The sequence below is a fragment of the Lelliottia sp. WB101 genome (assembly GCF_003051885.1).
In the GTDB taxonomy this organism is placed as follows: domain Bacteria; phylum Pseudomonadota; class Gammaproteobacteria; order Enterobacterales; family Enterobacteriaceae; genus Enterobacter; species Enterobacter nimipressuralis.
On the sequence record NZ_CP028520.1, the window covers coordinates 2,701,581 to 2,721,480 of the forward strand.

The window sequence follows — 19,900 nt, forward strand, 5'->3', positions numbered from 1 at the left end:
ACAAAAAAAGACCGGGTTTCCCCGGTCTTTTTTTATTTATGCCGTTTTCGCAAATTCTCAATCACCGCCGTTAAATCGAGATCCTGATCCTGGAGCAACACCAGCAGGTGATACATTAAATCAGACGCCTCGTTGGTCAGCTCATCGCGATCGTTTACGGTTGCAGCCAGTGCTGTTTCCACGCCTTCTTCCCCCACTTTCTGGGCGATACGCTTGGTTCCGCTCGCGTAAAGTTTTGCCGTATACGAGCTTTCCGGATCGGCGGTTTTACGCGCGGCGAGCAGTTGTTCGAGCTGATACAGGAACAGCCATTGATGGCTGGCATCGCCAAAACAGCTGCTGGTGCCCAGATGGCAGGTTGGCCCGATAGGGTTTGCGAGTACCAGCAGGGTGTCGTTATCGCAGTCAGGGGTAATGCTCACCACATTGAGGAAATGACCGGTCGATTCGCCTTTGGTCCACAGACGCTGTTTAGTGCGCGAGAAAAAGGTGACTTTCCCGCTCTCAAGCGTCGTGCTCAGCGCATCCTGGTTCATATAGCCCAGCATCAGGACTTCGCCTGAAACGGCGTGCTGCACAACCACCGGCAATAATCCGTCCGTTTTTTCCCAGTCCAGCTGAGCCCGTTGTTGTTCAGTTAACATACCCTAATCTCCACGCCCTGGTTAATCAGGAACGTTTTTAACTCGCCAATATTGATAATTTGCTTATGGAACACCGACGCCGCAAGCGCGCCATCGACATCCGCGTCGCGGAAGGCTTCCAGAAAGTGTTCCATCGTTCCAGCACCACCGGAGGCAATCATCGGCACGCGGCACACGGCCCGCACTTTTTTGAGTTGCTCCAGGTCATAGCCGTTACGCACGCCATCCTGGTTCATCATGTTCAGCACGATTTCACCTGCACCGCGTTTTTGCACTTCCTGCACCCAGTCCAGCGTTTCCCATTGCGTCACACGGGTGCGGTTTTCATCACCCGTATATTGATTTACGTGATACTTGCCGGCAGCCGCGTCATACCAGGTATCAATTCCCACCACGATACACTGTACGCCAAAGCGATCCGCCAGACGGGTAATCAGCTCCGGATCTGCCAGGGCAGGGGAGTTGATGGAAATTTTATCTGCGCCGAAGGAGAGGATCTGCGCAGCGTCTTCCGCCGATTTAATTCCGCCCGCCACGCAAAACGGAATATCGATCACTTCCGCTACGCGCTCGACCCAGCTTTTGTCGACCACACGGCCATCGCTGGAGGCGGTGATATCGTAAAAGACCAGTTCGTCTGCGCCTTCATCGGCGTAGCGTTTTGCGAGGGGGACGATGTCGCCGATGATTTCGTGATTGCGGAATTGCACGCCTTTCACCACCTGGCCATCACGCACGTCCAGACACGGGATTATCCGTTTTGCCAGCATTGAATCGCCTCCGTCACAGTAAACTTCTCTTCCAGTAAAGCGCGCCCCACGATGACGCCGCGCACGCCGGTGCCGCGCAGAGCGGCGACATCCGCTAAATCGCCAATACCGCCCGATGACTGGAAAGCCACCTGCGGATAGCGGGCGCACACTTCCTGATACAGCGAGACGTTAGAGCCAGCCAGCGTCCCGTCGCGGGAGATATCCGTGCAAAGGACATGTTTCAGCCCTACGGGGAGATAAATTTCAACCAGCTCTTCCAGCGTCACGCCGGAATTTTCCTGCCAGCCGCTGACCGCTACCTGCTTGTTACCCTGCTCATCAATGCGCACATCCAGCGCCAGCACAAGCGCGTCGGGGCCAAAGCGGCGGAACCAGCCTTTAACCTGCTCCGGGTTTTTGACCGCCGTCGAGCCGACCACCACCCGCGCCACACCGGCTTCGAGCAGGGCGGCAACATCCTCTTCAGAACGCACACCACCGCCCACCTGCACCGGAACATTAACGCCCGCGACCAGGGTTTTCAGCAGTGCGATCTGACGTTTCGCCGGATCTTTTGCGCCGGTGAGATCGACCAGGTGCAACACTTCTGCGCCCTGCGCCGCATAATCTTGCAAACGCGGCAGGGGATCGTTGCCGTAGTCGCGCTGCTGGCCGTAATCGCCCTGATGGAGACGGACAACGGTGCCGTCAATTAAATCTAATGCGGGAATAATCATCACATCTCCAGGAAGTTTTTCAGCAACTGCGCACCCGCAGCACCCGAACGTTCCGGGTGGAACTGCACGCCAAAGAAATTATCTTTGTTGACCGCTGCCGTGAAAGGCTCGCCGTAATTGCACTGGGCGATGGTGTACGGGTTCAGCGGCATGGCGTAGCTGTGCACAAAATAGAAATAGGCCCCGTCCTCGATACCGCGAAACAGCCGGTCACCCGCTTTCGGGTAAACGCGGTTCCAGCCCATGTGCGGCAGCGGCAGGCCAAAGTCGGTCATCTTTGGCACATCTTCTTCGATGATGCCCAGCAGGTCCACGCCATTGCTCTCTTCGCTGCGACGCCCCAGGATCTGCATCCCCAGGCAAATGCCCAGCACCGGCTGAGTGCAGGCTTTAATCAGCTCGACCAGCTCACGCTCATGGATCTGATCCATCGCCGCCTGCGCCGTTCCGACGCCCGGTAAAAAGAGTTTGTCGGCGCGCAGCACGACGTCCGGATCGCGGCTGACCACCGGATCATAGCCGTGGCGCGCGATGGCTGATTTCACCGAGTTGAGATTCGCGCAACCGGTATCCAGAATGACCACGTTCATCACAACACCCCTTTCGATGAAGGCAGCGTATCGCCCTCCACGCGGATCGCCTGGCGCAGCGTGCGGCCAAAGACTTTAAACAGGCTCTCGACGCGGTGGTGATCATTTTTGCCTTTGGTTTTCAGGTGCAGCGTCACGCCCATGGTGTAGGAGAGCGAGCGGAAGAAGTGCTCAACCATCTCGGTGCTCAGATCGCCGACGCGCTGATAGGTAAAGTCGGCTTTATATTCCAGGTGCGGACGGCCGGAGATATCCAGCGCGCAGCGGGCCAGACATTCGTCCATCGGCAGCACGAAGCCAAAACGGTTAATGCCGCGCTTATCGCCGAGCGCCAGCTTCAGGGCTTCGCCCAATGCCAGGCCGGTATCTTCAACGGTGTGGTGATCGTCGATGTACAGATCGCCCTTCACGTTGATCTCCATGCGGAATCCGCCATGGGTCGAAATCTGATCCAGCATGTGATCGAAGAAACCGACGCCGGTGTGAATTTTGCTGCCGCCTTCGCGGTCCAGCCACACTTTTACGTCAATCTGCGTCTCTTTCGTGTTGCGCTCGACGTGGGAGTAGCGGTCGCGCCGGGTGAGCTGATCGCCAATCGTCGCCCAGTTCAGCTCATTGCGATTAAAACGCAGCCCCTGAATGCCCATGTTTTCGGCAAGCTGGATATCGGTTGCGCGATCGCCAATCACATAGCTGTTTGCTTTATCCAGCACGCCTTCGGCAAGATAGCGCTCAACCAGCTTCACTTTCGGTTTGCGGCAGTCGCAATTATCCGCTGGCAGGTGCGGGCAGATCAGCACGTCATCGAAGGTAATACCCTGCGAGGTGAGGATCTGCATCATCAGGTTGTGCGGGCCATCGAAATCGGCCTGCGGGAAGCTGTCGGTGCCCAGTCCGTCCTGGTTGGTGATCATCACCAGCTTATAGCCCGCTTTCTGCAGCTTAAGCAGAACCGGGATCACGTCAGCTTCAAAAGCCAGTTTGTCGAATCGATCAACCTGATAATCACTTGGTGGCTCAGCAATAATAGTGCCGTCGCGATCGATAAAAAGGGTCTTCTGGCTCATACTTTCTCCGCTTTCAGGGCGTCAATCACGCGCTGACTCTCTTCACGGGTGCCCACGGTAATGCGCAGACAGCCGCTCAGGGAGGGTTGTTTGTTTTGGTCTCGTAAGATAATGCCCTGATCCCACAAAGATTTAAATATGGCACTGGAGGCGGTGAAGCGCACCAGGATGTAATTGGTTTCCGAGTCAAATACCTGCTCTACGCAGGGCAGCGTTTTCAGGGCAGCGACGAGATACTGACGCTCCACCAGAATCTGCGCTACACGCTCACGCATGGCGTTGATGCCCTGCGGTGCCAGCGCCTGCGCGGCGATATCCGCGACCGGCGTTGACAGCGGGTAAGGGGCGATCACTTTCATCAGCAGATCGATGACCTCTTTATTCGCCAGCGTAAATCCGCAGCGCAGACCGGCCAGTGCGAAGGCTTTCGACAGCGTACGCAGCACCACCAGATTCGGATACTCTTCCAGCCAGCCCGCCAGCGTCGCCTGAGGACAAAATTCGATATAGGCCTCATCGGCAACAACCAGCGCTTTGCCGCGCGTCATCTCAAGCAGGGTGCGGATATCCTGCGGATTAATGAGTTGGCCGGTTGGGTTATTCGGGCTGCAGACGAAAATCACTTTCACGCCGTCAAGATTCTCGGCGATGGTCGGGAGATCAAGCTGCCAGTCATCGAGCGCCAGCACGTTGCGACACGCCACGCCAAACGTTTCGGCGCTAACGCTGTACATGCCGTAAGTCGGCTGGCAATAGAGCACCGCGTCTTTGCCCGGCTCGCAGAAGGCGCGAATCAGCAGTTCGATACCCTCATCGGCCCCACGGCTGACCAGCACCTGCTCCGGCTTCACGCCCGCGTACTGGGCGTAATTTTCAATCACCGCCTTTGGCTGGCACTCCGGATAACGGTTCAGCGTCTGCTGGGAAAGCTCGAACGCGACTGCCGTCGGGAATTCATTAGCATTCAGCCAGACATCACCATTCCCCCCCAGGCGACGAGCAGATTGATAGGGTGTCAGTCGACGAACGTTTTCGCGGGCTAATTCTTCAATGCTCATGCTTGCTCCTTCAGGGCGGCAACGCGCAGCGTCACGGCGTTTTTGTGGGCGGTCAGGCGCTCGGCGGCGGCCAGCGTTTCAATCGTGGAGGCGAGGGCGGCAAAACCTTCGCGGGACAACTCCTGCACGGTCATGCGCTTCTGGAAATCAGCCAGCCCCAGGCTTGAACAGGTTGCAGTGTAGCCATAAGTTGGCAGCACGTGGTTGGTGCCAGAGGCGTAATCGCCTGCGGATTCAGGCGACCAGTCACCGAGGAACACGGAACCGGCGCTGGTGATGCCATCGACCAGAGAACGGGCGTCGCGAGTTTGAATAATCAGGTGCTCCGGGCCGTACTGGTTAGAGATGGCGATGCACTGCTCGAGCGAATTCGCCACGATCAGGCGGCTGGCAGAGAGCGCCTGACGTGCCGTGTCGGCACGCGGCAGTTCTGCCAGTTGGCGTTCTACCGCTTCGCCCACGCGCTGTGCCATGTCAGCGTCCGGCGTCAGCAAAATCACCTGGGAATCGGGACCGTGTTCGGCCTGAGAGAGCAGGTCAGAGGCCACAAAGTCCGGCGTCGCGCCGCTGTCGGCAATCACCAGCACTTCCGACGGGCCCGCAGGCATATCAATCGCCGCACCGTCCAGACGCTGGCTGACCTGGCGTTTGGCTTCAGTGACGTAGGCATTCCCCGGCCCAAAAATCTTATCGACTTTCGGCACGGATTCGGTGCCAAACGCGAGGGCGGAGATGGCCTGCGCCCCGCCTACTTTAAAGACGTCCTGCACGCCGCACAGTTTTGCCGCGTAGAGGATCTCATCGGCAATCGGCGGTGGTGAGCAGAGCACCACTTTCTGACAACCGGCGATTCGCGCCGGCGTGGCGAGCATCAAGACGGTGGAAAACAATGGGGCGGAGCCACCGGGAATGTAGAGTCCGACGGAGGCCACCGGGCGCGTCACCTGCTGGCAGCGCACGCCGGGCAGGGTTTCGACGTCCACCACCTGCAGTTTCTGCGCGGTGTGGAAGGTGTCGATGTTTTTGACCGCCACGGCCATCGCCTGCTTGATGTCATCGCCAAGACGGTTGCAGGCGTCATCAATTTCTTGCGCCGTCACTTTCAGCGCACCGACGTCGGTTTTGTCAAACCTGGCGCTGTATTCGCGCAGTGCGTCGTCGCCGCGGGCTTTCACGTTATCCAGGATTTCCGCCACGGTGCGGGTGATGCTGTCCGAAGCCGAAATGGCCGGGCGCGTCAGCAGTTCACGCTGTTGTTCAGTGCTGCAGGTATTCCAGTCGATGATTGTATTAAAGCTCATATCACTTTCCTTTTGCCGGATGCGCGAACGCTGACCGGGCACTGTTCGCGGAATTATTCCATCATCTTCTCAATCGGCAGCACCAGAATGGAGCTGGCACCCAGGGCTTTCAGTTTTTCCATGGTTTCCCAGAACAGGGTTTCGCTGCTAACCATATGCATCGCTACGCGCTGCTGATCGCCCGCCAGCGGCAGAATGGTTGGGCGTTCCGCGCCTGGCAACAGAGCAATCACTTCATCCAGACGTTCGGTTGGCGCATGCATCATGATGTATTTTGATTCGCGAGCCTGAATAACACCCTGAATACGGGTCAGCAGGCGGTCAATCAGCTGCTGCTTGGCATCCGGCATGTCGCCATCGCGCTGGATCAGGCAGGCTTTCGAGCGGTAAATCACTTCCACTTCGCGCAGGCCGTTTGCTTCGAGGGTCGCGCCGGTAGAGACCAGGTCGCAAATGGCGTCCGCCAGTCCGGCGCGTGGGGCCACTTCGACGGAACCGTTCAACAGACAGGATTTAAACTGCACGCCTTTCTGATCGAGATAGCGTTTCAGCAGGTGAGGATAAGAGGTGGCAATGCGCTTGCCGTTCAGCCCAGCCGGGCCGTCCCAGGCCTCATCCACTGCGGTGACGAGGGAGAGACGGCAACCGCCAAAGTCCAGACGACGCAGGGTGAAATAGCGTGGGTCTTCGCCCTGCGCGCGGCGGGTCAGCAGCTCTTCTTCCAGCACGTTTTCGCCGATGATGCCAAGATCAACCACGCCGTCCATCACCAGGCCCGGAATATCGTCATCGCGAACGCGCAGGATATCGATCGGCATATTTTCAGCGAGGGCAATCAGGCGCTGCGTGTGCAGGTTAATTTTAATCCCGCAGCGGGAGAGTAATTCGCGTGAATCGTCGCTCAGGCGGCCTGATTTTTGAATAGCTATGCGTAAACGTGAGTTATCTAACATTCTGTTATCCTTATTACCCTGTCTGGATACGGTCCAAAAAAAAGCCCCCGGAAGATGATCTTCCGGGGGCTCTCTCTTGCGTTCTCGCACCACTGGAAGATCTGAATGTCTTCCAGCACACATCGCCTGAAAGACTAGTCAGGATGATGGTGATGATGGTGGTTTTTAAAAGGAACGCGTGTCATATAAATTCTCTGTGAATGCTTATGCATCTGATGTCTTTTAACCTAAACCACATTCACGGTGTAAAGCAAGGGCTTTTTTTAATCATTAATTCATTTCATATTGATGCTATGAATTGTCAGTTCCTCAGCGCTGGCGTAGCCTTAAGTCAGACGCGTGCAAGCCAGGAGAAAACGCATGAAAAAGGTCGCAATTGTCGGTTTAGGATGGTTAGGCATGCCGCTGGCGATGTCGTTAACGGCGCGAGGCTGGCAGGTGACCGGCAGCAAAACCACGGTGGACGGCGTTGAGGCCGCGCGAATGTGCGGCATTGAGGGTGTCGAGTTACGCCTGGAACCGGAGTTGGTCTGCGATACGGACGATCTCGACAGCTTGATGAATGTGGATGCGCTGGTGATCACGCTGCCCGCACGCCGCAGCGGGCCGGGCGAGGAGTTCTACCGTCAGGCCGTGCAGGAGATTGTCGACAGCGCTCTGGCGCATCACATTCCGCGCATTATTTTCACCAGCTCAACGTCGGTGTACGGCGATGTGGAAGGCACGGTGAAAGAGAGTACCGAGCGAAAGCCCGTTACCGCCAGCGGGCGCGTGCTGAAAGAGCTGGAAGACTGGCTGCACAACTTACCGGGTACCCAGGTGGATATTTTACGCCTCGCCGGTTTAGTCGGGCCAGAACGTCATCCGGGGCGCTTCTTTGCCGGGAAAACGGCACCGAATGGGCAACATGGCGTCAATCTTGTTCATCTTGAAGACGTGATCGGCGCAATTACGCTCCTGTTACAGGCCCCGAAGGGCGGTCACATCTATAATATATGTGCGCCCTCTCATCCGGCGCGAAGTCAGTTTTATCCCGTGATGGCCCGACAGCTTGGGCTTGAGCCGCCGCAATTTCGCGACGCATCTGGGGAAGGGCAAGGCAAAGTGATTGATGGCAATCGTATTTGTCGTGAACTGGGATTTGAGTATCAATATCCCGATCCGCTGGTGATGCCAATGGAATAACCCTGCCAGCGGGTTTGATCGCACACCGTTTTGGGGGCGACATGAAACCGCTGCTGGATGTTCTCATTATCCTCGATGCACTCGAAAAAGAGGGGAGCTTTGCTGCCGCGTCAGCGAAGCTCTTCAAAACTCCCTCGGCGTTAAGCTACACCGTCCACAAGCTCGAAAGTGACCTCAATATTCAGCTGCTCGATCGCAGCGGTCACCGCGCGCGTTTCACCCGAACAGGGCAGATGCTTCTTGAGAAGGGGCGCGAGGTGCTCCACACGGTGCGGGAGCTGGAAAAACAGGCGATTAAGCTGCATCAGGGCTGGGAAAACGAGCTTATCATCGGCGTGGATGATACGTTTCCCTTCTCATTACTCTCTCCGCTGATCGAAGCGTTTTATCAGCGTCACAGCGTCACCCGACTCAAATTTATCAACGGCGTGCTGGGCGGCTCCTGGGAGGCACTCACTCAGGGGAGGGCGGATATCATCGTCGGTGCCCTGCGCGATCCACCCCAGTCGAGTGATTTTGGGTTTGCGCGTATCGGTACCCTTGAACAGGTTTTCGTGGTCGCCCCGCATCATCCTCTTGCTCAGGAGGCGGAGCCAATTCCGCGACGCGTCATTAAAGGCTGTCGCGCAATCGTCGTCGGCGACAGCTCGCTGCCTGAGTGCGCCGCCTCATCGCAACTGCTCGACGATCAGGAAGCAATTACCGTTTTCGACTTTAAAACCAAGCTGGAGCTGCAAATCAGCGGCCTGGGCTGCGGGTATTTACCGCGTTATCTCGCTCAGCGATTCATTGAAAGTGGAGCGCTGGTTGAGAAGCAAGTGCTGGCGCAAACCAACAGCGAATCGGTGTGGGTGGGGTGGAATGAACAGACGGCTGGGCTTGCCAGCGCATGGTGGCGGGATGAGATTTTAGCAAATAGTGCTATCGCTGCCGTTTACACTTTACCTGAGGGCGGAATATCAACCGCTTAGTAAAAAGAAAATCGCGAAGGGGTTCTGAATCTATTGCCTTTTATGCCAAAGATGGGGCAAAATGCGCCGCTGCAAAAAAATGAGATTAACCGACGATATAAAAGGCGTCGGTTATTTTTTTTTGCATGTAACAAACGCCATTTAAAAACAAAGAGGCCGGGCTTCGTACCGGATAGATACTTACTAAAATCCGACAGTTGTTGTCGCTGAGGAATCCAGAAAATGGGGCAATCTTTTGCTTACGTGGCGGTTTTCACCGTAAAGGAGAATAACCATGTCGCATAACGCTACTCCAAAAACCTCTCGCGTGGAATTACGTAAAACACTTACGTTGATTCCGGTTGTCATGATGGGCCTCGCCTATATGCAGCCGATGACGCTGTTCGATACGTTTGGTATCGTTTCAGGCCTCACTGACGGTCACGTTGCAACGGCTTACGCCTTTGCGCTGGTCGCTATTCTCTTTACTGCGTTGAGCTACGGCAAACTGGTTCGCCGTTTCCCGTCCGCTGGCTCTGCGTACACCTATGCTCAGAAATCCATTAGCCCGGCTGTTGGCTTTATGGTGGGCTGGTCATCTCTGCTGGACTACCTGTTCATGCCGATGATCAACATTCTGCTGGCAAAAATTTACTTTGAAGCGCTGGTGCCTTCCGTACCGTCGTGGATCTTCGTTGTCGCGCTGGTGGCCTTTATGACCATCTCTAACCTGCGCAGCATCAAGACCGTGGCTAACTTCAATACCCTGATTGTTATTCTGCAGATGGGCATCGTGGCGGTTATCGTCGGCATGATCATCTACGGTGTGGCACACGGTGAAGGCGCAGGTACGCTGACCAGCACCCGTCCGTTCTGGTCTGAAGGCGCACACGTGGTGCCGATGATTACTGGCGCGACAATTTTGTGCTTCTCGTTCCTCGGCTTTGACGGCATCTCTTCTCTGTCTGAAGAGACCAAAGACGCAGAGCGTGTCATTCCGCGCGCGATTCTGCTGACTGCGCTGCTGGGCGGCATGGTGTTTATCGGTGCCTCTTACTTCCTGCAGCTGTACTTCCCGGATATCTCTCGCTTTAAAGATCCGGATGCGTCTCAGCCTGAAATCATGCTGTACGTTGCGGGTAAAACCTTCCAGTGGGGCGTGCTGATCTTCTCAAGCGTCACCGTACTGGCCTCCGGCATGGCCGCTCACGCAGGCGTTTCCCGTCTGATGTACGTGATGGGTCGCGACGGCGTGTTCCCGACTCGCTTCTTCGGCTACATTCATCCGAAATGGCGTACCCCGGCATGGAACGTGCTGCTGGTAGGCGCTATCGCGCTGCTGGCGATTAAATTTGACCTGGTAACCGCAACGGCGCTGATTAACTTCGGTGCGCTGGTGGCCTTTACCTTTGTTAACCTCTCCGTGATCTCTCAGTTCTGGATCCGTGAGAAGCGCAACAAAACGCTGAAAGACCACTTCAACTACCTGTTCCTGCCGATGTGTGGCGCGATGACGGTGGGTGCGCTGTGGATTAACCTGGAAGAAAGCTCAATGATTCTGGGCCTGATCTGGGGTGGTATCGGTCTGGTGTACCTGGCTTGCGTGACCAAAAGCTTCCGCAACCCGGTTCCACAGTACGAAGATATCGCCTGATCCTGAGCGATGACGAAAAAAACCGGAGCACATGTCTCCGGTTTTTTTATGCCTGAAACCCTCAGACAATCTCCTGCGCGTACTGGTACAGCGCTTTAAGCAGCGCCTGTTTCTCCGCGTTCCCTTCATACTGCGTATACAGCATTTCCAGTTCATCGGCGTACTGCTGCAAAAACTCCGGCGTAAAGACGTTACGACGGTGCTGCAACCAGCGCTCCTGCTCGGCTTCATCGAGGGTGCCAGGGAAGTTACGTGCCCGGTAGTTAAACATCAGCTTCTCGATACGCTTATCGGCAAAGGTGATATCCAGCGCCGGTAAATTTTGCGGATCTGTCTGCAATACGATATTCATGGCAGCGCGGTCGGCATCGCTGAAAAAACCGTTATAGAGCTGCGCATCGACGTTATCCGACGGCACAAAAGGCTCGGCTTCGGCAAAGATCGCCACGACTTTTTCACGCACCTGCGGGTTGTCGCGCAGCACTTTCAGGTTATCGAGGCAACGCTGGCGGTTCACACCCAGCCTGTCGGCATCTTCCGGGCGCAGCGTGTTCGCCTGCGCCAGCACCGGGCATTTGTTGATATGCACCAGCTTAACCGGAACGGCGGCGTTATCGCCCAGCTCACTCTTCGGCGTATATAAACGTTCGCGCAGGGCGTCGCTGTCCAGTTCAAGCAGAGGTGAAATATCGCCCGCCAGATCGACCATAATCACCGCATTGCGATTATCAGGGTGCCACGCCAGCGGCGCGACCCAACTGGTATTTCCACGCCATGCGCCGAACATGCCGGAGATATGCACCAGTGGTTTCATCTGCGGGACGTCAATCAGGGTCATCAGTTTTTGCTTGCTGCGATGGCTGAGCAAATAGTCGAACAGTTTAGGCTGCGCGGTTTTCACCAGCTTCGCCATGGCGATGGTGGCGTACACATCGGCCATTGCATCGTGCGCATTGCTGTGCTCAATGCCGTTGGCGCGGGTCAGATGCTCAAGACGGAAGCTGGGTAACCCGTCGTCATTCTCAGGCCATTTGATCCCCTCCGGGCGCAAAGCGTAGCAGGCGCGCATCACGTCCAGCAGGTCCCAGCGCGAATTGCGGTTTTGCCAGCTCCAGGCGTACGGATCGTAGAAATTGCGGTAGAGGATATTGCGCGTAACTTCATCATCGAAACGGATGTTGTTATAGCCCACCACGCAGGTATTCGGCACGGTAAACAGGTCATGAACGCGACGGGCAAACTCGGCTTCGTTCACGCCTTTCTCACGCGCTTCCTGTGGCGTAATGCCGGTCACCATCACGGCGCCGGGCTGGGGCAGATAATCGTCGGCAGGCTTGCAGTAAAAAACGTCCGGCTCGCCGATGATGTTGAAATCAGCGTCGGTGCGGATCGCCGCGAACTGCGAAGGCCTGTCCAGCGACGGGCTGGTGCCAAAGGTTTCGTAATCGTGAAAGAGAAATGTGGGAAGCGCGGCGGAATCAGACACCAGTATTACCATCCTGTTAAAAAGTGACACTGCTATGGTAAACGATCGGCGGCGACACGCCGAATAAAAAGCGTTTTTCAGTGCCAGAATTGCGCGCGGCCTTCCGCTAAATCTCTGCGTTACGTCACATTTTTTTGCAATTTAAACAGGTAATGGAGCGAGAACTTCCGTAAAAAGGGCAACGATTTTAAATGACCTGAGGAAATTTCGTTGAAACGCCGTCTGTTTATTGCTGTTTCTTTACTCGCTTCGAGTATTACGTCTGCCCTGGCTGCCGATCCCATGGACTACTCGCCGCAGCCGCCGGCCATTCAGGCAGGCTCCTGGGTGCTGATGGATTACACTACTGGTCAAATTTTAACAGCGGGCAACGAGCACCAACAGCGTAATCCGGCCAGCCTTACCAAGCTAATGACGGGCTATGTGGTCGACCGCGCGATCGACAGCCATCGTATTACCCCCGATGACATCGTGACCGTCGGGCGCGACGCGTGGGCGAAAGGCAATCCCGTGTTCGACGGGTCGTCGCTGATGTTCCTGAAAGCGGGAGATCGCGTCACCGTTCGCGATCTGAGCCGTGGCCTGATTGTGGATTCCGGTAACGACGCCTGTGTCGCATTAGCCGACCACGTCGCAGGCGGCCAGCCGCAGTTCGTCAACATGATGAACGACTACGTGCAAAAGCTGAACCTGCGTGATACGCACTTTGAAACCGTGCACGGCCTGGACGCTCCGGGTCAGCACAGTTCGGCTTACGATCTGGCGGTGCTGTCGCGGGCGATTATTCACGGCGAGCCTGACTTCTACCATATGTACAGTGAAAAGAGTCTTACGTGGAACGGGATCACCCAGCAAAACCGTAACGGGCTGCTGTGGGATAAAATCATGAATGTCGACGGGCTGAAGACCGGGCACACTTCCGGGGCGGGCTTTAACCTGATTGCGTCGGCGGTAGATGGTCAGCGTCGCCTGATTGCCGTGGTGATGGGGGCAGACAGCCCGAAGGGGCGCGAAGATCAGGCCCGCAAGCTGCTCCACTGGGGCCAGCAAAACTTCGATACCGTGCAGATTCTGCGCAGTGGAAAACAGGTCGGCACGGAGCGTATCTGGTACGGCGATAAAGAGCAAATTTCCCTCGGGACGGATCAGGATTTCTGGCTGGCGCTGCCAAAATCAGAAGTGGCGAACATTAAAGCCAAATATGTACTCGATAAAAAAGAGCTGGAAGCGCCTATCGCCGCGCATCAGCGTGTGGGTGAAATTGAGCTGTATGACCGCGATAAAGTCGTCGCACACTGGCCGCTGGTGACGCTGGAGAAGGTCAACAAGGGCGGTCTTTTCTCTCGTCTGAGCGACTATCTGCATCACAAAGCCTGACGGCCCAAAGAGCAGACTGGCACTCCTGCGAGTCTGCTCACATAATAAACATCTCGCATTTGCCGGACATAACGAATCTGCTTTATAGTGTATAAATATACAGTAATAAACGGAGGCAGTATGGACTACAGCATCAAGCAGCAACCAAAACGTAAAATCGCTGGTTTTCATATGGTTGGCCCGTGGGAGCAAACGGTCAAACAGGGTTTTGAGCAACTGGCGATGTGGGTCGATGGCAACCACATCCAGCCCCTCGAATGGGTGGCGGTCTATTACGACAATCCCGATGAAGTCCCCGCGGAAAAACTGCGCTGCGATACGGCGGTGACGGTCCCGGAAGATTTTCAGATCCCCGCGAACAGTGAAGGGGTGATCCACACGGAAATCGCCGCAGGCGACTATGCCGTCGCCGTTGCGCGTGTCGAAAACCACGATTTTGCCACGCCGTGGTATAGCTTCTTCAACAGTCTTCTTGAAGATCACCATTACCAGATCGCTCCCAAGCCGTGCTTTGAACGCTACCTGAACGATGGCAATGTCGATGGTTACTGGGATATCGAAATGTACGTCGCGGTGCAAAATAAAGTGGGTTGAGCAGCAATCCTGTTATTTGTGTGGTTTTTCTGTCGGACGTGATGCGTCCGGCAGAAAACACAGTACAATTGTGATTTGCCGTGTAGCTGGAGAGCGGGTGTGCGTCCCGACAAATCATTAACTCCTTTTGAAATCCGTTTATACCGACACTATCGCGTTGTGCATGGTTGTCGTATCGCGCTGGCGTTTATTCTCACTTTCCTGCTGGTGAGACTGCTGCACATCCCTGAAGGGACCTGGCCGTTAATCACGCTGGTGGTGATCATGGGGCCAATCTCTTTTTGGGGAAACGTGGTTCCGCGCGCCTTTGAGCGTATTGGCGGCACCATTTTTGGCTCCGCGCTTGGGTTGATTGCATTAAAACTGGAGCTGATTTCACTTCCCGTGATGTTGCTGTGGTGCGCAGGGGCGATGTTCCTGTGCGGCTGGCTGGCGCTCGGTAAAAAGCCCTATCAGGCGCTGCTGATTGGCATCACCCTTTCGGTGGTCGTTGGCGCCCCGGCGGGGGATATGGCCACTGCGCTCTGGCGAAGCGGCGACGTCATTCTGGGATCGCTTCTGGCGATGCTCTTCACCGGCATCTGGCCGCAGCGTGCATTCCTGCACTGGCGTATTCAGATGGCGAACTACGTGACCGCCGTCAACCGTGTCTATCAGGCGGGTTTTTCCCCGAATCTGGTGGAACGCCCGCGCCTCGAAAAGCATTTGCAAAAAATTCTCAACGATATCGTCAAAATGCGCGGGATTATTGCCCCCGCCAGCAAAGAGACGCATATTCAAAAGTCTATCTTTGAGGCGATTCAAACGGTTAGTCGTAATCTGGTGTGTATGCTCGAACTGCAGATCAATGCCCACTGGGCCTCGCGCGCCAGCCACTTTGTGCTGCTGAATGCCCATACGCTCAAGGAAACGCAGCAGATGACGCAGCAAACGCTGCTGACTATCGCTCACGCGCTGTATGAGGGGAACCCGCAGCCGATTCTCGCCAACAGCGAGCGGTTGAATGAAATCACCGCCGAGTTAAGAGAGCTGATCAACGAACATCAGGGCGACGGCGTGGCGGAAACGCCTATCCACGGCTATGTATGGTTGAGCATGGAAATGGCGCGGCAGCTGGAGCTTTTGTCGCATCTTATCTGCCGGGCGCTGCGCAAATAAAAAGCAGCTATCTCCCGTTGTGACGCCTGCTGCTTCGATTCAGCAGCGATTGGGGTTATGATAGGATCAAACGATATAGTCATTGTCATTCGCAGCGGCTGTCAGTAAGGTTATCTGCACAGTGGTTGCTTAAACGAATCCGAATCTTACATTAGCAGGGGTATCAAAATGGAAACTACTAAGCCTTCGTTCCAGGATGTTCTGGAATTCGTCCGCCTGTTCCGCCGCAAAAACAAACTGCAGCGTGAAATCCAGGACGTTGAGAAGAAGATCCGTGACAACCAGAAACGCGTTCTGCTGCTTGATAACCTGAGCGACTACATCAAGCCAGGTATGAGCGTTGAAGCCATTCAGGGCATTATCGCCAGCATGAAAACCGACTACGAAGATCGCGTAGACGACTACATCATCAAAAATGCTGAGCTGTCCAAAGAGCGTCGTGACATCTCCAAGAAGCTGAAAGTGATTGGCGAAATCAAAAACGGCGAAGCGAAAAGCGAGTAACTGTCGCGAAGATTGATATGGCCTCTCTGCGAAAGCAGGGGGGCTTTTTTTTGGGGTATTTTACAGACCCAGAAAAGCAAAAAGCCTGCTTTAAAAGCAGGCTTTTCAAATTTGGCTCCTCTGACTGGACTCGAACCAGTGACATACGGATTAACAGTCCGCCGTTCTACCGACTGAACTACAGAGGAATCGGTTAGGAGGCTTATCTTAGCGGCGAAAAAACTTTTGTCAAACCTGATCTTACACTCAATGGTTCAACTGCTGATTCTGTCGACAGTTTGTCGTCATTCTCTACAATTTTTTGTGGAAAATACTTTGCAGGATTAGCGTTTCTCCCTCATTATTTGAAATGGAGTTTCAACTTTCTCTCGTTAAGGTCCATTTTGAACGTCACTTCCGCTCTGCGCCATGCCGTCATGCGTACGCCCTGGTATGCCAAACGTAAAAGCTATCGTGTTCTGTTCTGGCGTGAAATCACCCCTCTTGCTGTGCCTATCTTTCTGGAAAACACCTGCGTCCTGCTGATGGGCGTCCTCAGCACGTTCCTTGTGAGCTGGCTGGGTAAAGAGGCGATGGCGGGCGTGGGTCTTGCGGACAGTTTTAACATGGTCGTGATGTCATTCTTTGCGGCCATCGATCTCGGTACCACGGTGGTGGTGGCCTTTAGTCTCGGTAAACTCGACCCAAAACGCGCGCGCGAGGCGGCGAGACAATCCCTGATGATCATGACCATCTTCTCGATCATCCTGGCGGCGGTGATCCACTATTTCGGTAAAGAGATTATCGATATCGTGGCGGGGGAGGCGACCAGTGAAGTGAAAGGCCTGGCGCTGACGTACCTCGAAATGACGGTGCTGAGCTATCCGGCGGCGGCCATTACGCTGATTGGCAGCGGCGCGCTTCGCGGTGCGGGCAACACCAAAATTCCGCTGCTCATTAACGGCGGGATGAACATCCTCAATATCATCATCAGCAGCATTTTGATTTACGGGCTTTTCTCCTGGGATGGTATGGGATTTGTGGGTGCAGGGCTGGGGCTGACTATCTCCCGCTACATCGGTGCAGCCGCGATTGTTGCGGTGCTGATGATTGGTCTCAATCCCGCGCTGCGTATTTCATTGAAAAGCTACTTCCGCCCGCTGAATTTCGCCATTATCTGGGAAGTGATGGGAATCGGTATTCCTGCCAGCATTGAGTCGGTGCTGTTTAACGGCGGGAAACTGCTGACCCAGATGTTTGTCGCCGGAATGGGCACCGATGTCATCGCCGGTAACTTCATCGCATTTTCAATCGCCTCGCTGATTAACCTGCCGGGGAACGCCCTCGGGTCGGCTTCGACGATCATCACCGGTAAACGGCTCGGCAAAGGGCAGATTGCTCAGGCGGAGCGCCAGCTGCGCCACGTGTTCTGGCTGTCAACGATTGGCCTGACGATTATCGCCTGGGGAACCGCGCCGTTCGCAGGGCTGATGGCCTCGTTCTATACCCATGAGGATGACGTTAAAGAGGTGGTTAAAATCCTCATCTGGCTGAACGCGGCCTTTATGCCGATTTGGGCGGCCTCCTGGGTGCTTCCTGCGGGGCTGAAAGGGGCGCGTGATGCGCGCTTTGCGATGTGGGTGTCGATGCTGGGCATGTGGGGCTGTCGCGTGGTGGCGGGCTATGGACTCGGGATTTTGCTCGGGATGGGCGTGGTGGGCGTCTGGCTGGGGATGTTCCTCGACTGGGCGGTGCGCGGCGCACTGTTCTACTGGCGAATGGTCAGCGGCCGCTGGCTATGGAAATATCCACGAATCAAGACCACGAATGCTGCTCCTGACGTGTCAGAACGGATGACAAATGTGCGAACTGAGGAATAAAGCAGCAATCGAACGATTTTCTGCAATCTGTCTTTGACAACGAAAGGTGGCGTCGATAATATGCGCCCCGTTCACACGATTCCTCTGTAGTTCAGTCGGTAGAACGGCGGACTGTTAATCCGTATGTCACTGGTTCGAGTCCAGTCAGAGGAGCCAAATTTGAAAAGCCTGCTTTTACAGCAGGCTTTTTGCTTTTCTGCGTTCAGGAAAATTGCCCGATAGCGACTTCGCTTACCGGGCAACACGCCACGCTATCGGTTCACGCGAATCGGAGCCGTCGCTTCAAACAGCCACGGACGCGCATCGCTGTTCACCCGTGGCGATAACACATCCCGCACCTGCTGATGGTAATCATCCAGCCACTGCTTCTCTTGCTCGGTCAGGAGCGCGAGTTCCACCTGGCTCAAATCAATCGGGATCAGTGTCAGCGAGGCAAACTTGCAGAAGCCCGGCATGCTCTCCACGATCTCCACCTGATTCTCAATGCGAATACCGTGACTGTCGGCCTGATAATACCCAGGCTCGATGGTAATGATATTCCCGGCCACCAGCGGCCACGGATTCACTTTTTTGGCGATACGCTGCGGATTTTCATGGATCAGCAGCTGATGCCCTACGCCGTGGCCGGTACCGTGATCGTAATCCAGCCCCAGCTCCCACAGCGGACGGCGGGCAAACGCATCGAGCTGATGCCCCTGCGTGCCCGACGGGAATTGCAGTGAAATCAGGGATAAAAAGCCTTTCAGCACGGCGGTATAGTGCAGGCGCTGCTGCGGATCCAGCTTGCTGTACGCAAGCGTGCGGGTCGCATCGGTGGTGCCGTTCTGATACTGACCACCCGAATCATTGAGGTAGAAATGCCCGCTGGTGATCGCTTTGTTTGATGCTGCGCTGGAGTGGTAATGACACATCGCGGCGTTACTGGCGGAGGCCGAAATCGTCTCGAAGCTCTGCTCGATAAAACCAGGCTGCTGCTCGCGGAAGACCAGCTGCTGCGCCTGCGCTTCCAGCTCGGTCAGCGGCTTGCCCGTGGCCTCGCGCTGAGGGACTTCGTGAGACAGCCAGGCGAGGAAATTCACCCAGGCGGCGCCGTCCTGCTGGTGGCATTCGCGATAGCCTTCCAGTTCGACCGGATTTTTATTCGCCTTCATCAGCGTCACCGGATCGGCCTGCCAGAGGATCTCTCCCTGCGGCTCAATCGCAAAACGCAGCGCGACGGGCGCGGAATCCGCATCCAGCCACACGCGCTTGCCTTCACCCAGCTGCTTGCAGCGAGGCACAAAATCATCCTGTGGCGAGACGACAATCCCCTCCAGGGCAGAGGCGGGGAGATCGCGGATTTTGTCCCCATTAACGAACCATTCCACGTATCCCGTGCGGCTCAACAACGCAAACGAGAGCGGAACCGGGCTGGTGGGGATGTCGCAGCCACGCACGTTCAACAGCCAGGCGATGTTATCCGGCATGGTTACTGCCAGATAATCCGCGCCGTTATCCTGTAGCAACTGCGCCACACGATGACGTTTGTCGGCGCTGCTTTCACCGCTGATTGCCACCGGCATTTCGCGGATCAAGCCTGCCGGGGCGGCAGGGCGGTCGGTCCAGAGCGTGTCGAAAGGCGATGTCTCAAGCGGGACAAATTCACAGGCGGTGGCGGCAAGCTGCTGATACTCGTTGTGGGTCATCAGCAGGGGATCAAAGGCGATGCGCACGCCTGCGCTCGCGTTGTTTTCCAGCCACTGGGCCAGCGGTTCGTTGTGCAGATGATGGATCGTAAAATCATCCATATTGACCTGCACACGGGCCTGCACCTGATAGCGGCCATCGACGAACAGCAGGGCGCGTTCTTTAAGGACCAGCGCCAGCCCCGCAGAGCCGTCAAAGCCGGTCAGCCACGCCAGTTTTTCGAAATGTGGTGCGCAGTATTCGCTCTGCCACGCATCCGTGCGCGGCACGATCATGCCGTCGAGGCTGTTTTCCTGTAGCCACTGGCGAAGCGCCGTAAGGGGTGATGAGGTATGCATGAGTTAT

Annotated in this window: 20 protein-coding genes, 2 tRNA genes, 1 pseudogene and 1 other annotated feature; of the genes and pseudogenes, 11 read left to right on the top strand and 12 right to left on the bottom strand. The window is 55.8% G+C overall.

The genetic code is table 11. The features are described from left to right. Positions 1 to 32: 32 nt before the first annotated feature. The 9 genes from hisIE to hisL all read right to left on the bottom strand — a co-directional run bounded on the left by hisIE (position 33) and on the right by hisL (position 7,287). The gene (hisIE, locus tag DAI21_RS12900; protein ID WP_107703288.1) at positions 33 to 644 is read right to left on the bottom strand and encodes a bifunctional phosphoribosyl-AMP cyclohydrolase/phosphoribosyl-ATP diphosphatase HisIE; all 612 of its coding nucleotides are present in this window, start codon (positions 642 to 644) and stop codon (positions 33 to 35) included. Next, on the bottom strand, positions 638 to 1,414 hold the full coding sequence (hisF, locus tag DAI21_RS12905) for an imidazole glycerol phosphate synthase subunit HisF (protein ID WP_107703289.1): 777 nt from the start codon (positions 1,412 to 1,414) through the stop codon (positions 638 to 640). Before hisF ends, hisIE begins: the two co-directional genes overlap by 7 nt. Then, positions 1,396 to 2,133: a 1-(5-phosphoribosyl)-5-[(5-phosphoribosylamino)methylideneamino]imidazole-4-carboxamide isomerase gene (hisA, locus tag DAI21_RS12910; protein WP_107703290.1), complete on the bottom strand. Its 738-nt coding sequence runs from the start codon at positions 2,131 to 2,133 to the stop codon at positions 1,396 to 1,398. Before hisA ends, hisF begins: the two co-directional genes overlap by 19 nt. Beyond that, a complete protein-coding gene (hisH, locus tag DAI21_RS12915; protein ID WP_107703291.1) occupies positions 2,133 to 2,723 on the bottom strand; it encodes an imidazole glycerol phosphate synthase subunit HisH in 591 nt (196 codons plus the stop codon). The genes hisA and hisH overlap by 1 nt, the downstream gene beginning before the upstream one ends. Continuing rightward, the gene (gene hisB, locus DAI21_RS12920) at positions 2,723 to 3,790 is read right to left on the bottom strand and encodes a bifunctional histidinol-phosphatase/imidazoleglycerol-phosphate dehydratase HisB (RefSeq protein ID WP_107703292.1); all 1,068 of its coding nucleotides are present in this window, start codon (positions 3,788 to 3,790) and stop codon (positions 2,723 to 2,725) included. Before hisB ends, hisH begins: the two co-directional genes overlap by 1 nt. Continuing rightward, complete coding sequence (gene hisC / locus DAI21_RS12925) at positions 3,787 to 4,848, bottom strand: histidinol-phosphate transaminase (RefSeq protein ID WP_107703293.1); 1,062 nt, start codon at positions 4,846 to 4,848, stop codon at positions 3,787 to 3,789. The genes hisB and hisC overlap by 4 nt, the downstream gene beginning before the upstream one ends. Beyond that, the gene (hisD, locus tag DAI21_RS12930) at positions 4,845 to 6,149 is read right to left on the bottom strand and encodes a histidinol dehydrogenase (protein ID WP_107703294.1); all 1,305 of its coding nucleotides are present in this window, start codon (positions 6,147 to 6,149) and stop codon (positions 4,845 to 4,847) included. The genes hisC and hisD overlap by 4 nt, the downstream gene beginning before the upstream one ends. Before the next feature lie 53 nt (positions 6,150 to 6,202). Next, on the bottom strand, positions 6,203 to 7,102 hold the full coding sequence (gene hisG / locus DAI21_RS12935; RefSeq protein WP_107703295.1) for an ATP phosphoribosyltransferase: 900 nt from the start codon (positions 7,100 to 7,102) through the stop codon (positions 6,203 to 6,205). A 35-nt stretch (positions 7,103 to 7,137) separates the two neighbouring features. Then, positions 7,138 to 7,261 (bottom strand) — a sequence feature (His leader region). Then, on the bottom strand, positions 7,237 to 7,287 hold the full coding sequence (hisL, locus tag DAI21_RS12940) for a his operon leader peptide (RefSeq protein ID WP_099516347.1): 51 nt from the start codon (positions 7,285 to 7,287) through the stop codon (positions 7,237 to 7,239). Its footprint overlaps the feature before it by 25 nt. Positions 7,288 to 7,462: 175 nt before the next feature. Here hisL and DAI21_RS12950 point away from each other — a divergent pair, with 175 nt between their 5' ends. From DAI21_RS12950 to DAI21_RS12965, 4 genes are all read left to right on the top strand, one after another. Further along, a complete protein-coding gene (locus DAI21_RS12950) occupies positions 7,463 to 8,287 on the top strand; it encodes an SDR family oxidoreductase (protein ID WP_107703296.1) in 825 nt (274 codons plus the stop codon). Positions 8,288 to 8,328: 41 nt separating this feature from the next. Then, entirely contained in the window at positions 8,329 to 9,258 is a 930-nt protein-coding gene (locus tag DAI21_RS12955) for a LysR substrate-binding domain-containing protein (RefSeq protein WP_107704249.1), read from the top strand. 222 nt (positions 9,259 to 9,480) lie between these two features. Beyond that, complete coding sequence (gene yoeI / locus DAI21_RS23480; protein ID WP_100780850.1) at positions 9,481 to 9,543, top strand: membrane protein YoeI; 63 nt, start codon at positions 9,481 to 9,483, stop codon at positions 9,541 to 9,543. After that, complete coding sequence (locus DAI21_RS12965) at positions 9,533 to 10,891, top strand: APC family permease (protein ID WP_181826542.1); 1,359 nt, start codon at positions 9,533 to 9,535, stop codon at positions 10,889 to 10,891. Before yoeI ends, DAI21_RS12965 begins: the two co-directional genes overlap by 11 nt. A gap of 61 nt (positions 10,892 to 10,952) precedes the next feature. Here the strand turns inward: DAI21_RS12965 and sbcB are convergent, their stop codons facing one another. After that, positions 10,953 to 12,389 carry an exodeoxyribonuclease I gene (sbcB, locus tag DAI21_RS12970; RefSeq protein ID WP_199908222.1) on the bottom strand — a complete coding sequence of 479 codons (1,437 nt, stop codon included), beginning with the start codon at positions 12,387 to 12,389 and terminating at the stop codon, positions 10,953 to 10,955. Between the two features lie 198 nt (positions 12,390 to 12,587). On the opposite strand from sbcB, the gene dacD reads away from it, so the two are divergent. From dacD to DAI21_RS12990, 4 genes are all read left to right on the top strand, one after another. Continuing rightward, positions 12,588 to 13,754, top strand: a complete 1,167-nt coding sequence (gene dacD, locus DAI21_RS12975) for a serine-type D-Ala-D-Ala carboxypeptidase DacD (RefSeq protein ID WP_107703298.1) — start codon at positions 12,588 to 12,590, stop codon at positions 13,752 to 13,754. A 120-nt stretch (positions 13,755 to 13,874) separates the two neighbouring features. Beyond that, positions 13,875 to 14,348, top strand: coding sequence for a DNA gyrase inhibitor SbmC (sbmC, locus tag DAI21_RS12980; protein WP_107703299.1), 474 nt, complete (start codon positions 13,875 to 13,877; stop codon positions 14,346 to 14,348). A gap of 99 nt (positions 14,349 to 14,447) precedes the next feature. Beyond that, positions 14,448 to 15,506, top strand: coding sequence for an FUSC family protein (locus DAI21_RS12985; protein WP_100779656.1), 1,059 nt, complete (start codon positions 14,448 to 14,450; stop codon positions 15,504 to 15,506). A gap of 168 nt (positions 15,507 to 15,674) precedes the next feature. After that, positions 15,675 to 16,010, top strand: coding sequence for a DUF496 family protein (locus DAI21_RS12990; RefSeq protein WP_095282548.1), 336 nt, complete (start codon positions 15,675 to 15,677; stop codon positions 16,008 to 16,010). A 112-nt stretch (positions 16,011 to 16,122) separates the two neighbouring features. Here the strand turns inward: DAI21_RS12990 and DAI21_RS12995 are convergent. Next, positions 16,123 to 16,198 (bottom strand) — tRNA-Asn (locus tag DAI21_RS12995). A 69-nt stretch (positions 16,199 to 16,267) separates the two neighbouring features. On the opposite strand from DAI21_RS12995, the pseudogene DAI21_RS23485 reads away from it, so the two are divergent. The 3 genes and pseudogenes from DAI21_RS23485 to DAI21_RS13005 all read left to right on the top strand — a co-directional run. Beyond that, positions 16,268 to 16,318, top strand: a pseudogene (locus tag DAI21_RS23485) (hypothetical protein); the annotation flags it as partial. Positions 16,319 to 16,426: 108 nt separating this feature from the next. After that, positions 16,427 to 17,869, top strand: coding sequence for a multidrug efflux MATE transporter EmmdR (gene emmdR / locus DAI21_RS13000; protein WP_234419529.1), 1,443 nt, complete (start codon positions 16,427 to 16,429; stop codon positions 17,867 to 17,869). A gap of 80 nt (positions 17,870 to 17,949) precedes the next feature. Then, positions 17,950 to 18,025 (top strand) — tRNA-Asn (locus DAI21_RS13005). 95 nt (positions 18,026 to 18,120) lie between these two features. On the opposite strand, the gene DAI21_RS13010 is transcribed toward DAI21_RS13005, so the two are convergent. Then, the gene (locus DAI21_RS13010; RefSeq protein ID WP_107703301.1) at positions 18,121 to 19,893 is read right to left on the bottom strand and encodes an aminopeptidase P family protein; all 1,773 of its coding nucleotides are present in this window, start codon (positions 19,891 to 19,893) and stop codon (positions 18,121 to 18,123) included. Positions 19,894 to 19,900: the final 7 nt, after the last annotated feature.

Coding starts and splice junctions, on each gene's coding strand:
- DAI21_RS13010 (WP_107703301.1), bottom strand. CDS start 19,893: ATGCATACCTCATCACCCCTTACGGCGCTTCGCCAGTGGCTACAGGAA.
- sbmC (WP_107703299.1), top strand. CDS start 13,875: ATGGACTACAGCATCAAGCAGCAACCAAAACGTAAAATCGCTGGTTTT.
- DAI21_RS12950 (WP_107703296.1), top strand. CDS start 7,463: ATGAAAAAGGTCGCAATTGTCGGTTTAGGATGGTTAGGCATGCCGCTG.
- hisB (WP_107703292.1), bottom strand. CDS start 3,790: ATGAGCCAGAAGACCCTTTTTATCGATCGCGACGGCACTATTATTGCT.
- hisC (WP_107703293.1), bottom strand. CDS start 4,848: ATGAGCATTGAAGAATTAGCCCGCGAAAACGTTCGTCGACTGACACCC.
- hisA (WP_107703290.1), bottom strand. CDS start 2,133: ATGATTATTCCCGCATTAGATTTAATTGACGGCACCGTTGTCCGTCTC.
- DAI21_RS12990 (WP_095282548.1), top strand. CDS start 15,675: ATGGAAACTACTAAGCCTTCGTTCCAGGATGTTCTGGAATTCGTCCGC.
- hisG (WP_107703295.1), bottom strand. CDS start 7,102: ATGTTAGATAACTCACGTTTACGCATAGCTATTCAAAAATCAGGCCGC.
- emmdR (WP_234419529.1), top strand. CDS start 16,427: ATGCGTACGCCCTGGTATGCCAAACGTAAAAGCTATCGTGTTCTGTTC.
- DAI21_RS12955 (WP_107704249.1), top strand. CDS start 8,329: ATGAAACCGCTGCTGGATGTTCTCATTATCCTCGATGCACTCGAAAAA.
- sbcB (WP_199908222.1), bottom strand. CDS start 12,389: ATGGTAATACTGGTGTCTGATTCCGCCGCGCTTCCCACATTTCTCTTT.
- hisF (WP_107703289.1), bottom strand. CDS start 1,414: ATGCTGGCAAAACGGATAATCCCGTGTCTGGACGTGCGTGATGGCCAG.
- DAI21_RS12965 (WP_181826542.1), top strand. CDS start 9,533: ATGTCGCATAACGCTACTCCAAAAACCTCTCGCGTGGAATTACGTAAA.
- hisD (WP_107703294.1), bottom strand. CDS start 6,149: ATGAGCTTTAATACAATCATCGACTGGAATACCTGCAGCACTGAACAA.
- hisH (WP_107703291.1), bottom strand. CDS start 2,723: ATGAACGTGGTCATTCTGGATACCGGTTGCGCGAATCTCAACTCGGTG.
- hisIE (WP_107703288.1), bottom strand. CDS start 644: ATGTTAACTGAACAACAACGGGCTCAGCTGGACTGGGAAAAAACGGAC.